The organism is Ruegeria sp. EL01 (assembly GCF_900313035.1).
In the GTDB taxonomy this organism is placed as follows: Bacteria; Pseudomonadota; Alphaproteobacteria; order Rhodobacterales; family Rhodobacteraceae; genus Ruegeria.
The window spans coordinates 167,262-179,389 of the sequence record NZ_OMPS01000003.1 but is presented as its reverse complement, the minus strand read 5'-3'; the positions used below and the strand labels follow the sequence as shown (position 1 = coordinate 179,389).

The 12,128-nt window shown below is 57.6% G+C and carries 13 protein-coding genes; 4 read left to right on the top strand and 9 right to left on the bottom strand.

Annotated features, from left to right (window positions below; translation table 11 throughout):
* Positions 1 to 103: 103 nt before the first annotated feature.
* From D9K61_RS02465 to D9K61_RS02445, 5 genes are all read right to left on the bottom strand, one after another.
* Positions 104 to 919, bottom strand: coding sequence for a serine protease (locus tag D9K61_RS02465; RefSeq protein WP_120631666.1), 816 nt, complete (start codon positions 917 to 919; stop codon positions 104 to 106).
* Positions 916 to 1,707: a serine protease gene (locus tag D9K61_RS02460; RefSeq protein ID WP_120631665.1), complete on the bottom strand. Its 792-nt coding sequence runs from the start codon at positions 1,705 to 1,707 to the stop codon at positions 916 to 918. Before D9K61_RS02460 ends, D9K61_RS02465 begins: the two co-directional genes overlap by 4 nt.
* Before the next feature lie 120 nt (positions 1,708 to 1,827).
* On the bottom strand, positions 1,828 to 3,150 hold the full coding sequence (gene glcF / locus D9K61_RS02455; RefSeq protein WP_120631664.1) for a glycolate oxidase subunit GlcF: 1,323 nt from the start codon (positions 3,148 to 3,150) through the stop codon (positions 1,828 to 1,830).
* Between the two features lie 4 nt (positions 3,151 to 3,154).
* The gene (locus D9K61_RS02450) at positions 3,155 to 4,255 is read right to left on the bottom strand and encodes an FAD-binding protein (RefSeq protein WP_120631663.1); all 1,101 of its coding nucleotides are present in this window, start codon (positions 4,253 to 4,255) and stop codon (positions 3,155 to 3,157) included.
* Between the two features lie 65 nt (positions 4,256 to 4,320).
* Positions 4,321 to 5,769 carry an FAD-linked oxidase C-terminal domain-containing protein gene (locus D9K61_RS02445; RefSeq protein WP_120631662.1) on the bottom strand — a complete coding sequence of 483 codons (1,449 nt, stop codon included), beginning with the start codon at positions 5,767 to 5,769 and terminating at the stop codon, positions 4,321 to 4,323.
* A gap of 81 nt (positions 5,770 to 5,850) precedes the next feature.
* Here D9K61_RS02445 and D9K61_RS02440 point away from each other — a divergent pair, with 81 nt between their 5' ends.
* On the top strand, positions 5,851 to 6,561 hold the full coding sequence (locus tag D9K61_RS02440; RefSeq protein ID WP_120631661.1) for a DUF599 domain-containing protein: 711 nt from the start codon (positions 5,851 to 5,853) through the stop codon (positions 6,559 to 6,561).
* A 35-nt stretch (positions 6,562 to 6,596) separates the two neighbouring features.
* The gene (locus D9K61_RS02435; RefSeq protein ID WP_120631805.1) at positions 6,597 to 6,944 is read left to right on the top strand and encodes a hypothetical protein; all 348 of its coding nucleotides are present in this window, start codon (positions 6,597 to 6,599) and stop codon (positions 6,942 to 6,944) included.
* 3 nt (positions 6,945 to 6,947) lie between these two features.
* Here D9K61_RS02435 and D9K61_RS02430 read toward each other — a convergent pair whose 3' ends face one another.
* The 4 genes from D9K61_RS02430 to D9K61_RS02415 all read right to left on the bottom strand — a co-directional run bounded on the left by D9K61_RS02430 (position 6,948) and on the right by D9K61_RS02415 (position 9,836).
* A complete protein-coding gene (locus D9K61_RS02430) occupies positions 6,948 to 7,433 on the bottom strand; it encodes a flavodoxin family protein (protein ID WP_120631660.1) in 486 nt (161 codons plus the stop codon).
* A 1-nt stretch (position 7,434) separates the two neighbouring features.
* A complete protein-coding gene (rlmH, locus tag D9K61_RS02425) occupies positions 7,435 to 7,905 on the bottom strand; it encodes a 23S rRNA (pseudouridine(1915)-N(3))-methyltransferase RlmH (protein ID WP_120631659.1) in 471 nt (156 codons plus the stop codon).
* A gap of 44 nt (positions 7,906 to 7,949) precedes the next feature.
* Positions 7,950 to 8,312 (bottom strand): ribosome silencing factor, encoded by a 363-nt coding sequence (rsfS, locus tag D9K61_RS02420; RefSeq protein ID WP_120631804.1) that lies wholly within the window; start codon positions 8,310 to 8,312, stop codon positions 7,950 to 7,952.
* Positions 8,313 to 8,474: 162 nt separating this feature from the next.
* Positions 8,475 to 9,836, bottom strand: coding sequence for a mechanosensitive ion channel family protein (locus D9K61_RS02415; RefSeq protein ID WP_120631658.1), 1,362 nt, complete (start codon positions 9,834 to 9,836; stop codon positions 8,475 to 8,477).
* A 270-nt stretch (positions 9,837 to 10,106) separates the two neighbouring features.
* Between D9K61_RS02415 and leuC the strand changes: the two genes are divergently transcribed.
* Positions 10,107 to 11,510: a 3-isopropylmalate dehydratase large subunit gene (leuC, locus tag D9K61_RS02405; RefSeq protein WP_120631656.1), complete on the top strand. Its 1,404-nt coding sequence runs from the start codon at positions 10,107 to 10,109 to the stop codon at positions 11,508 to 11,510.
* Between the two features lie 37 nt (positions 11,511 to 11,547).
* Entirely contained in the window at positions 11,548 to 12,090 is a 543-nt protein-coding gene (locus D9K61_RS02400; protein ID WP_120631655.1) for an HdeD family acid-resistance protein, read from the top strand.
* Positions 12,091 to 12,128 lie beyond the last annotated feature (38 nt).

Genomic DNA, 12,128 nt, shown 5'->3' with positions numbered 1-12,128 from the left:
GCGATTTGCGAAATATGCCCTCCGAATGGACGGGCGTTGGTTGGTACCGAACCCCAAATTTGGCGATCCGGTATAATTCAAATGGGTAGCGATTTGGCCGAGTTCAACCCCCTCCGGAACTGATGAATTTTGCCCCTGAACTTGATTTGCCTGTGCCAACCTGCAACCTGCGGATTGTGGGCTTTGGCTGCGGCGCATCGCGGCGTAGGATCGCCTTGAGATCGGACACAACATCCGCCAGTTCCATGCCAAACCCAATCTTCTTGCCACGGTGAACGCCAACCGCCGAGACGACCGACAAAATCTGCCAACGCGGGCCGTTCTTGGCCAGAATAGCCGAGCCTGACGATCCGAACGTGACATCGCAATCAAAGGTGATCAGACCTTGCCGGCGTTCAAGCATGCGGCAGGACCGCTCGCGCGTGATCGTCTCGGATCGTCCTCGCCCGTACGAGGCGATGCTGATCTCTTTCCCAGACACGCGCCCGCTGTGCAGGGCGAAAGGATCCGCGACGGAATATGGGATTGGTTTTTCCAATCGCATCAACGCGACATCGACCCGGATGCTGCTAGGCGAGAGCGCGTCATTGGCACTATAGCCGGGGTGGGATGCAATTTGCACAACCTTACGGTCCGCCAGGGCCGCCCCATTGCTGAGCCCCGCCCGGAATGTGACCTCACCCGGCAAATAGGCTTTACCGGTTTTCTTGTCCAAGGCACAGTGGGCAGCGGTCAGAACAATGTCCTGTGCGATCAAAGTACCGGTACAAAAGGATACGGTCCCGATGTCCAACCGACCAATCGCTTCCCAGCCATACAGATCATCCCGATCCGTCAGTTTTCGCTTGCTGCTTTGTGCATATCCGGCGGTCGTGGCCACCAACAGGCAAAGCAAAGAAATAGTGAGGCTTCTGATCATGGCCGAATAAACCTCGCACCGACATTCTTGCCTGTCTCACTTCCGGACGAAGACAGGCCATATCCCCGACCTGCATCAAGCTCAGCGCGCAGTAGCTCCAGAGAATTTTCGACAGACGTTCCAATCGCGACGCTTTGGCCTTCCATGCTGGCCTTGGCTGCAACAACCGACACGATCTGAGGACGTGTTTCAGAGAATGTAAAAACCGGGGCACCCGATGAGCCGAAATTCACGTCACAGGACATCACCAGAATCCCCGAATTGCGGTTCATGACCGAGCATACTTGCTGCAGCGAGGGCGCCTCGGCCCGGTCCTGCGCATAGGATACGACGCCCACATCTTCGCCTCGCGTGGGTTGAACGCCTGTTTCAAACGGAATGACAGATGTGCTTCTGATCGGCTGCCAAAGCTCGATCAAAGCAATATCAGCGCGGACACGGTCATTGGATGGGATGGCACTGTATTTGTAGTCTGGATGGACAACCGCCTGTCGCGCCGTTCGATATGCCAGCGCACGCCCGAGGCGCCATCCTGCAAGAAATTCTATATCCGACGGATTGACCCGCTTGCCAGTCGCCTTGTCAAATAGGCAATGCGCGGCAGTCAGGACAAGGTCGGGCGACACCAGTGTTCCGGTGCAGAAGCCGCCACCTGCGATATCGAGCCGTCCCACAGCCATCCAGTCCCGTCCGGAATCAGATGTATCCAGGCTTTTTAGCCCGGAATCCTGCGCTGTGGCCGCGATAGGCAGCACACTGATCGCGATGGCCATAATCCAGTTCCGCACGCGGTTCTCCGGCAAATACCCCGAGACAAGTGTCTTATGTGCCGCGTTGGGCGAAAATAGGGCGGTGTTGGTGCGCCCGGTTTTCAGGCGCGACTGATGCTGGTCTGCATCAACAAACTGCTACCGCAGGATTGGCACATTTAGATCGACCCCATCGCCGCGCCTCAGTCCGCGAGGTTCAGGGCCGCCAGTGACCCAGTCCAACAGCTCAACCGTATGCACAATTGGGATGCTGGTGCCCGACCCGATCTGCATCATGCACCCAATATTGCCTGCCGCGATGACATCCGGTTTTTTTGCTTCCAACGTTCGGACCTTGCGCTGTTTCAGTTGCGCCGAGATCTCGGGCTGCATCAGATTGTAGGTCCCAGCGCTGCCGCAGCACAGATGGCTGTCCGCCGGTTCCACAACAGTGAACCCCGCGCGTTTCAGCAGATCCTTTGGGTAAGTCTTGATTTTCTGGCCATGCTGCAGCGAACAAGCCGCGTGATAGGCAACGGTCAATCCCGTGTCATCCGCAGTTGGCAAATCCAGTTGCATCAGCAATTCGCTGATATCCATCGCCACTGCCGATACCCGCTGCGCGTCTTCTGCCAGTGCGTCATTGCGAAACATATGCCCGTAATCCTTGACTGTTGTCCCACAGCCCGAGGTGTTGATGACGATCGCATCCAATCCGTCACCGTCCATCTCGCGCGTCCAGGCCTTGATGTTGGCCGCTGCCGCTGTGTGGCTTTCCCGGCTTTTGCCCATGTGATGAGTCAGGGCCCCGCAGCACCCCGCACCTTCGGCCACCACAACTTCGCAACCCAAACGGGTCAAAAGCCGGATCGTGGCATCGTTGATATCCGTGTTCAGCGCCTTTTGCGCACACCCCGTCATAAGCGCGACACGCTTTTGGTGCGGACCCTTAGGTGCAAAGCTTTGTGGATCATCATTCCGACTCACCGGTGGGATATGCTTGGGCGCCATATCCAACATCGCGCGCAAACGGGCGTCTGGCATCAGGAACCGGAAGGGACGGCCCAGCTTGGCCCCGATCAACGCCCAACGAAAGCGCATCGGATAGGGCAAGATCTGCGCCAGAATCCACCTTAGCGCACGGTCCGAGAAGGGACGTTTGTAATTGTCTTCAATGTATTCCCGCGCGTGATCGACCAGATGCATATAGTGCACGCCGGACGGACAGGTCGTCATGCACGCCAGACAGGACAGACATCGGTCGATATGTTTGACGGTTGTTTCATCCGGCACCCGTTTATTCTCGAGCATATCCTTGATCAGATAGATACGCCCCCGCGGGCTGTCCAGTTCATCTCCAAGAACCTGATAGGTCGGGCAGGTCGCAGTGCAAAACCCGCAATGCACGCAGCTTCGCAGGATTTCATTCGATCTTTTGATCGCGGGGTCCTGCAATTGTTTGTCTGAAAATGTCGTCTGCATCCACCTACCCCATCAGACCCGGATTGAAGACCCCGTTAGGATCAAATCTTTGCCGTAAACCTTGCGACAACACGGCGACGCCTGCGGGCTCGGGCTGAAATCGCCCCAAAGCCTGAAGCGTTTCGGCATCCGCCCGTACCAGCGATGCGTGACCCTCAAACGCGCCCAAACGCGCGCGAACATCCGAACCTTCAGGGACCAATGCCCAGATCAATCCGCCGCCCCAATCGAACAACAGCTTTTCGGCCTCTAGCCTTGCAGCAATTTCAGGAGCAGCGCCCGGTTTGACCGAGAGACGCCAGACGTCGCCTTCTACATCGCGGAACATGCTGACATCGCGCACCGAACGCCAAAGCGTTTCCGGGTCTTCAACCTCTGAGATTTCGCCAAACCCAGCCAATTCGGTTTTCAACCGTCCAATCCGATACGCAACCGAATCCGCGAAGCCTTCGAGCCGCAACAGCACCTGCCCTACCGCTGGGTCGTATGCCGCGCCGCTGACTTCAAAAGGGGATTTCAGCGCCGCCGAAAGAGCCTTCACAGCTTGTGCAAAATCTCCAACCTGAACGGCCAACGCGGCAATCGACTCTGATTTGGGCAAAACCTTCAGCGACACTTCGGACAGGACGCCCAAGGTCCCCCAGGACCCCGCCATCAGTTTGACCAGATCATAGCCAGTGACGTTTTTCATCACGCGGCCGCCGTTCTTGATGACCTGCCCAAGCCCATCGACATAGCGCACACCCAACAGATAGTCGCGGCACGCCCCGGCTTGAATGCGGCGCGGACCAGAAATATTCGCGGCGACAACGCCGCCTATTGTCGGATCGCCACCCGTCCCCAACAGAGTGCGATGATCCATCGGCTCAAACGCCAATTGCTGCCCTTCCGCCGCAAGCACAGCCTCAATCTCTGCGAGAGGCGTGCCTGCCTGGGCCACCAACGTCAACGCACCAGGTTCATACAGTGATATACCACTCAAACCCACGACGCTCAGCACCTGTTCGGGTCCGGCATCACCTCGCGTACCGCCCCCTACTATTCGGACCGGCTGATTCAGGTCGGCCACAATATTGGCCAGCTCGGCCTCGGTTTCAGGTCTCATATTGCTTCATCTTTTCAAAAATACTCTGGGGGAGGCGCGCGTAGCGCGGCGGGGGCAAAGCCCCTCTATTCTGCTGCCATACGCTCAGAACGGCGTTGCTCGGACACGTCCAGCGGAAACACCTTGGCCGGGTTCAGCAGCCAGCGTGGATCAAAGACGTCTTTGACAGCCATCTGCGCCTCCAAATCCTGCGGCGCATATTGATGCGACATCAGATCCCGTTTTTCGATCCCAACCCCATGTTCACCTGTCAGACAGCCGCCAACATCCACACACAGCTTCAGGATTTCAGCACCGAACGCCTCACATTTCTCAAGATCACCGGGTTTGTTGGCATCAAACAAGATCAGCGGGTGCATGTTGCCATCGCCGGCATGGAACACGTTCCCGACCGGCAGGCCATATTCCTCGCTCATCTCTCCGATCCGGCGCAGCACTTCGGGCAAGGAGGAGACCGGAATTGTGCCATCCAGACACATATAGTCATTCATCTGCCCCATAGCGCCAAAGGCCGATTTGCGCCCCAGCCAGATTTTCGCGCTTTCTTCCGCCGACTGGCTTTCGCGCAGTTCGACCGGGTTGTGGCGTTTGGCAATCTCGATGATTTTCGACAGCTGGTAATCGATCTCAGCGTCCGAGCCTTCGACCTCGACGATCAAAAGCGCGGTGCACTCCGGATACCCCGCATGCGCAAAATTCTCACACGCCTTGATACAAAGCGTATCCATGAATTCGATCGCCACGGGCAGAATTCCGGACTTGATGATGTCCGACACGCATTGCCCGGCCACCTCATTGTCATCAAACCCCATCAGCACGGGGCGCGCGTCCTCGGGCTTGCGCAGAATACGCAGCGTTGCCTCGGTCACGACGCCCAACTGCCCTTCTGATCCGCAGATCACTCCCAGCAAGTCCAGACCACCTGCATCCAGATACGCACCGCCGATTTCGACCACGCTGCCATCCATCATGACCATTTTGACACCCAACAGGTTATTGGTGGTCACCCCGTACTTCAGACAATGCGCCCCGCCGGAATTCATTGCGATGTTACCCGCAATAGCGCAGGCCAACTGCGATGATGGGTCGGGGGCATAAAAGAAGTCTTCATCCTCGACCGCGCCTGTCACGCTCAGATTGGTGCGCCCAGTCTGAATCCGGATGAACCGGTTGTCATAGTCGGTCTCGAGAACTTCGTTCATCCGCGCGATGCCCAAAATCACGCAATCGGCCGTGGGAAGGGCGCCGCCCGCCAGCGATGTGCCCGAGCCGCGCGGCACAACCGGCACACCTTCGTCATGACAGATACGCAAGACCTCCGAGACTTCCTCCGTGGTCGACGGCAGAACCGCCAGCATTGGCGGGCATCTATACGCTGTCAGCGCATCGCATTCATAGGCCCGGGTTTCTGCCGGATCATGAATAACAGCGTCCGTTGGCAGGACCTGCTGCAACCGCTCAAGCACGCTTTGCTTTCGGGCAAGCACATCGGGATTTGGCCGGGGCATTTCCATCGCTGATCCTCCATTTGGTAAAATAATATTACCAATTTCTCCATCTGGCAAGTTCTGATATCCGGACGTACTGTCGCGGGCATGACCTGGATCGACCGCGCCCTGTTGTTTTCATCACTGGACTATGCCGCTGTTTTGTTGCTGCTCGGCGCATGGCAGTGGATCGGTTGGAAGATCGAACACCCGTCGCCGAACAAGCCATCGGTGTCGATGATGATGGATGACTTTCGCCGCAACTGGATGCGCGAGATGGTCACGCGCCAGCCCAGGATGTTCGACGCACAGGTCGTCGCCGCAATGCGTCAGGGCAGCACGTTTTTTGCCTCGACAACCATGATCGCCATTGGCGGTGGTCTTGCCTTGCTGGGGAACACAGAACGTTTGGCCGGGGTTGCCAGCGATCTCGCCATTGGCAGCGCGCCAGCCCTGGTCTGGGAGATCAAGATACTGGCCGTGATTTTACTGTTGGCCAATGCGTTCCTGAAATACGTCTGGGCACATCGGTTGTTCGGGTATTGCGCAGTGTTGATGGCCGCGGTTCCCAATGACCCGGAGGATCAGCAAGCTTATCCCCGCGCCGCACAGGCCGCCGAAATCTGCGTGACCGCTGCCCGCAGTTTCAACCGCGCATTGCGTGCCACCTATTTTGCGCTGGCCACATTGGCTTGGATATTAGGGCCTGTTGCGCTGATTTTGGGCACCGCTATTACCGTTGGGGTACTATATCGGCGGGAATTTGCATCGCATTCTCGTGCGATCCTTTTGACCCTGCCCCCAAACACAGAGTCGTGATTCCCATGGCATTCGCCAACCATTATGGTCAGCCCATGCGATATTTGATTCTCAGCGCCTTTCTGGCTGCACCCGCTTTTGCCGACCCGTCGGTTATCGAGAAGGTCTCGGCCAACCGAAGTGGCGAGACTTGGCGTTTCGATGTGACGATCAGGCATCCCGACACTGGATGGGATCACTATGCTGATGGCTGGCGGGTTCTTGATATGGAGGGCACTGAGCTCGGCATGCGCGTGCTGCACCACCCGCATGAGAATGAGCAGCCGTTTACCCGATCCCTAAGCGGCGTGATTATTCCGGAAGGTGCCACGCAGGTTCAAATTCAAGCGCGCTGCAATGTCGACGGCTGGAATACCGAAACGACGCTTGTCACGCTGAACTGAGCTTCAGAAGATCCCAAGGCTAAGACCCGCGGACATGGCGGCCCCGATCTCGCGACAAGAACCAAGTTGGTTTTCGGGGATGGTCTTTGCGGCCAAAATCGCCTCTGGTGATTGTGCGTGGGTGCAGATGATCAACGGCGGCTGCACCTCTTTCAAGCGCCAGCCGGTCGCGATCCGCGCCATTTGACGGGCTGCGTTTTCGCCGTCTGATCCGGCGCAGACCATCAGCGCATAGGGCCGCCCTTCAATGCGACCCAGCGCAGGGTAATAGTTGCGGTCAAAAAAGTCCTTCATCACACCCGATATCGCCGCAAGGTTTTCGGGCGCGCAAAAGATATAGCCATCTGCCTTCAGCAGATCATTAGGGCCTGCGCTATCAGCGGTTTTCAAAATGGTTTCTGCGTCATCCCGCGCGGCTTCGGCGGCCGCCTCGGCCATTTGCCGACTGCCGCCGGTGCGCGAATGGTAGACGATCAGAAGCTGCGCCATGTCAGACCCGGTGATACGGCCCACCAGAAAGTATGGTCGCGGCCCTGTAAAGTTGCTCGGCCAGCATCACACGGACCAGCATATGTGGCCAGACCATTGACCCGAGTGAGATCGAAAAATCCGCCTCGACCCTTAAAGACGGGTCAATCCCATCCGCACCGCCGATGACCAAGGCCAGATCCTGCCGCCCGGCATCACGCCAGCCACCCAGTTTCTGTGCAAAATCAGGCGAAGACATCACCCGACCGCGCTCATCCAAGGTGCAGATCACCGCGCCTTTGGGCACCGCTTTGCGCAACAGCGCCGCTTCGGCGCCCATGCCTGCGTTTTTCTTGTCCTCAACCTCGACCACGGACGCAGGTCCAAGGCCCAGCGCGCGGCCGGTTCGGTCAAATCGGGTCAGGTAGTCGTCAAGCAGGGTCTTCTCCGGTCCGGCACGCAATCGCCCGACCGCACAAATGCTGATACGCATGTCTCTCTCGCCTCCGGCCTTTCAATACAGGCCGGGATGGCGCCTCAGTTGGCTGAGGCGCTACCGCCCTGAGGCAGCCACATCTTTTCCAGCTGATAGAATTCGCGTACTTCGGGGCGGAAGATATGGACGATCACGTCGCCCGTATCGATCAGCACCCAATCGCCGGCATCCTTGCCTTCGACCTTCGAAGTGAAACCGAATTCCTGCTTGATGCGATCCGTCATCTTTTCCGCCATGGCCGAGACCTGACGTGTCGAACGACCGGACGCAATGACCATGTGATCCGCGACAGACGATTTGCCCTGCAGGTTGATCTGCACGACGTCTTCGGCCTTGTCATCGGAAAGTGAGGAAAGGATACGTTCAAGCAGCTTGTCGCTGATTGACTGAGAGTGGGCCATCATTTTGGCCCCATCATCGGCGGGCAAACCCGCCTGAGTATGTAGAGACAGGACATAGTCCTCCTTTGCTGCGCGCCGACAAATCCCCGGCGCAGGGGTACATATAAGGTAACAAGCGGATTGCAACATTTCAATGAAGGGCCACCGGGGACCAGACACGACGGATCATTCTTTGGCGAGTTGTTGCCCGTCTGCGTCGTCAGATTCTCCGCCTAGCAGGCGAACCTCACGCTGTGGGAAGGGAATTGAAATGTTTTCGGATTGGAAAGCATCCCAAAGCGCCAGATAGACATTGCCCCGGATATTGGTCAGCCCTTTGGTCGGATCACTGATCCAGAACCGCAAAACATAATCGACGCTGCTGTTGCCAAAACCGGTGATATGGCAGACAGGTTCGTGCTTGCCACCGCTGAGCACACGATTGACGGTTTTAACCGACCGGATGGCCGTTGCACGGACCTTGTGGGGATCGTCCCCGTAGCTTGTTCCGAAATCCAGATCCAACCGCACGAAACGGTCCGAATGTGACCAATTCACAACCTGATTGGTGATCAGGTCCTCGTTCGGGATCAGGTACTCGCGCCCGTCGCGGGTTACGACCGAGACATAGCGCGCGCCCAGCGCATTGATCCAACCAAATGTATCCCCAAGCGAGATCACATCGCCCGGTTTAATCGAGCGGTCCATCAAAATGATGATGCCAGAAATCAGGTTGGACACCACTTTTTGCAGCCCAAAGCCAATACCGACACCGATCGCACCGGACAAAAGCGCAATGCCGGTCAGGTCAAAGCCAAGCGTTCGGATTGCCGCCATGAAAACAGCGCCAAACAGCAATACCTGAATGCCTTTGGCCAGCAAGACCTGCATCGACGGCGAGATATCGTCATTACTTTTCAGGCCCCGCTCGGCCGCACCAGCCCCAATGCGGGCAAGGGTCAGTAGAACCCCGATCAGCAGAACGGCCTTGAGTATACCCAATGCTGTGATGTTCAGATCACCAATCGAGACGGCCACGCCATCCAGAAATCCGGCGACATCATCGGTCAGGCTCAACGCAATCAGCGTTGCATAGATCCACATGCTCCATTTGAAGATCCGCCTGATCGTCCGGTTGCGAACCAGTCGGGCCAGCAGCGCGATGACCAGCCACGCCACGGCAAGCGTAGCAAACACCCCGATCAAATAGCTGCGCGACGGCCACGTGACCTGCTGCATTATCAGATACAGACCCCAGGACAGGATCACAAAATAAACCAGCGTCAGGCGGCGCATCAGCTGAACCAGAATGCGCAAGCGCCATTTGGGCCAACCTGTCCGCGACCGAGCCCATGCCTCCCAGCTGCCCTGGGTCATCAGCTTCAGGCCGAAGGCCAAAACCCACAGAAACACGATGATGATGATTTGATACTGCCGCCAGCCCGGCGTGATGACCAGTTCGATCAGGTTTTGGAATTGCGAAGAAAAGGCCGCCGTCATGTTGGCGTAGAGGTCCGAAAGCGAGTCCGGTAGCAGATCCTGGTTCATGCACGTCTCCTGACGAACAACTTGGACAAGGCGCGCGTGTGATGCAACCCAAAGCCATAGGGACAAGCAGAATAGGGATTGAACCTTGATTGACGCGAACGCCCGATATATCTGGTGCGTATGAGAGTCTTTTTGGCCCCAGCTCCGACATTGCAAGACCGCACGCGCCTGCGTGAACGGTTCTTTGGGGCCGCCCGTACGATTCTGGCCCGCCTATAAGCGGCGCCCAGCCACTCGCCAGCTATTTCTCATTATCTCGGGAGAGGACCGATGTCCCCCAAAACACTCTATGACAAGATTTGGGATTCCCATGTCGCGCACGAAGCCGATGATGGAACCTGTTTGCTGTATATCGACCGCCATCTGGTGCACGAAGTCACCAGCCCGCAGGCCTTTGAAGGGCTGCGTATGGCGGGACGGCCAGTCCGTGCACCGGAGAAAACCATCGCCGTGCCGGATCATAACGTACCAACCACGCCAGACCGCGTGAATGGGATCGAAAACCCGGAATCGCGTATTCAGGTCGAAGCGCTGGACAAGAATGCCAAGGATTTCGGCATTCACTACTATCCGGTGCATGACGTCCGTCAGGGCATTGTTCACATCGTCGGCCCTGAACAGGGTTGGACTTTGCCGGGTATGACCGTTGTCTGCGGCGACAGCCACACCGCCACCCACGGCGCGTTTGGCGCCCTGGCCCATGGTATCGGGACATCCGAGGTTGAGCACGTTCTGGCCACGCAGACGCTGATCCAGAAGAAGTCAAAGAACATGAAGGTGGAAATCACTGGCAAACTGCAGCCGGGTGTGACCGCCAAGGACATCACTCTGGCCGTAATCGGCGAAACCGGCACAGCCGGCGGTACCGGCTATGTCATCGAGTATTGCGGTGAAGCGATCCGCGATCTGTCGATGGAAGGCCGCATGACCGTCTGCAACATGGCCATTGAAGGCGGCGCCCGCGCCGGTCTGATCGCGCCGGACGAGACAACCTATGAATACGTCAAGGGCCGCCCGCACGCGCCGAAGGGCGCGCAATGGGAGGCCGCTCTGAATTGGTGGAAGACGCTTTACACCGATGACGACGCGCATTTCGACAAGGTCATCACCCTGCGCGGTGAAGATATCGCTCCGGTCGTGACCTGGGGAACCAGCCCCGAGGATGTTCTGCCAATCACCGCAACTGTGCCCAGCCCCGAGGATTTCGAAGGCGGCAAGGTCGAAGCGGCCCGTCGGTCTATCGAATATATGGGTCTGGAAGCGGGTCAGAAACTCAGCGATGTGGAAATCGACACGGTCTTTATCGGGTCTTGCACCAATGGTCGGATCGAAGATCTGCGCGCTGCGGCTGCTATCCTGAAGGGCAAAAAGGTCAAGGATGGGATGCGCGCTATGGTCGTGCCCGGTTCGGGCCTTGTGCGCGCGCAGGCCGAGGAAGAGGGTCTCGCCGAGATCTTCAAAGAGGCCGGGTTCGAATGGCGTCTGGCCGGGTGTTCGATGTGTTTGGCAATGAACCCCGATCAATTGGAGCCGGGCGAACGCTGTGCCGCGACCTCAAACCGCAACTTTGAAGGCCGTCAGGGACGCGGTGGACGCACCCATCTCCTGAGCCCTGCAATGGCTGCCGCTGCGGCAATCACAGGACGGCTGACAGATGTCCGAGAGTTGATGTAAGCTGCTCTCATAAATCAACCTTTGAGGGAATTGAAATATGAGTGATTGGATCAAATGGCTGCTACTGGGGCTGCTATCTATCGCGTTCGGCATCTTTGTGCTGGGCGCGCCTCAGGTCGCATCGATTGCCGTGACGGTGGTAACCGGTGTGTTACTGCTGGTGTGCGGTGCGCTGCAGGTTGTTGGTGGGTTCACCGTTGCGGGAGCCGGCAACAAGATCCTGTCACTCATCATGGGGGCAGTGATGCTGTTTCTAGGCTGGTCCTTTCTGGATCATCCCTTGCAGGGAACGCTGACTCTGGCAACTGTGGTGCTGATCCTGTTTATGGCAGGCGGCATTGCGCGGATCATCCTGTCGTTCCAGATGCGCGGAACACAGTTTTTCTGGCCCACGCTGATCTCGGGCATCTTGTCGATCATCCTCGCAGGTATCATCTGGTCTTATGCAAGCAGCGACCCTGCCGCTTTGCTGAGCCTTCTGGGTATCCTGCTGGGCATCGAGATGCTGTTTAACGGGTTCGGATTGGTGTTTATGGCGTTCTTCGTGAAGAACGCACCCGACCAATTGAAAGAGGCTTAAACGCGAGGCTTGGGCGCGGCCCTCTCTCGCAGGAGTGT

Coding starts and splice junctions, on each gene's coding strand:
- D9K61_RS02465 (WP_120631666.1), bottom strand. CDS start 919: ATGATCAGAAGCCTCACTATTTCTTTGCTTTGCCTGTTGGTGGCCACG.
- rsfS (WP_120631804.1), bottom strand. CDS start 8,312: ATGATGGCCCACTCTCAGTCAATCAGCGACAAGCTGCTTGAACGTATC.
- D9K61_RS02400 (WP_120631655.1), top strand. CDS start 11,548: ATGAGTGATTGGATCAAATGGCTGCTACTGGGGCTGCTATCTATCGCG.
- D9K61_RS02435 (WP_120631805.1), top strand. CDS start 6,597: ATGCGATATTTGATTCTCAGCGCCTTTCTGGCTGCACCCGCTTTTGCC.
- D9K61_RS02445 (WP_120631662.1), bottom strand. CDS start 5,769: ATGGAAATGCCCCGGCCAAATCCCGATGTGCTTGCCCGAAAGCAAAGC.
- D9K61_RS02450 (WP_120631663.1), bottom strand. CDS start 4,255: ATGAGACCTGAAACCGAGGCCGAGCTGGCCAATATTGTGGCCGACCTG.
- leuC (WP_120631656.1), top strand. CDS start 10,107: ATGTCCCCCAAAACACTCTATGACAAGATTTGGGATTCCCATGTCGCG.
- D9K61_RS02415 (WP_120631658.1), bottom strand. CDS start 9,836: ATGAACCAGGATCTGCTACCGGACTCGCTTTCGGACCTCTACGCCAAC.
- glcF (WP_120631664.1), bottom strand. CDS start 3,150: ATGCAGACGACATTTTCAGACAAACAATTGCAGGACCCCGCGATCAAA.
- D9K61_RS02430 (WP_120631660.1), bottom strand. CDS start 7,433: ATGGCGCAGCTTCTGATCGTCTACCATTCGCGCACCGGCGGCAGTCGG.
- D9K61_RS02440 (WP_120631661.1), top strand. CDS start 5,851: ATGACCTGGATCGACCGCGCCCTGTTGTTTTCATCACTGGACTATGCC.
- rlmH (WP_120631659.1), bottom strand. CDS start 7,905: ATGCGTATCAGCATTTGTGCGGTCGGGCGATTGCGTGCCGGACCGGAG.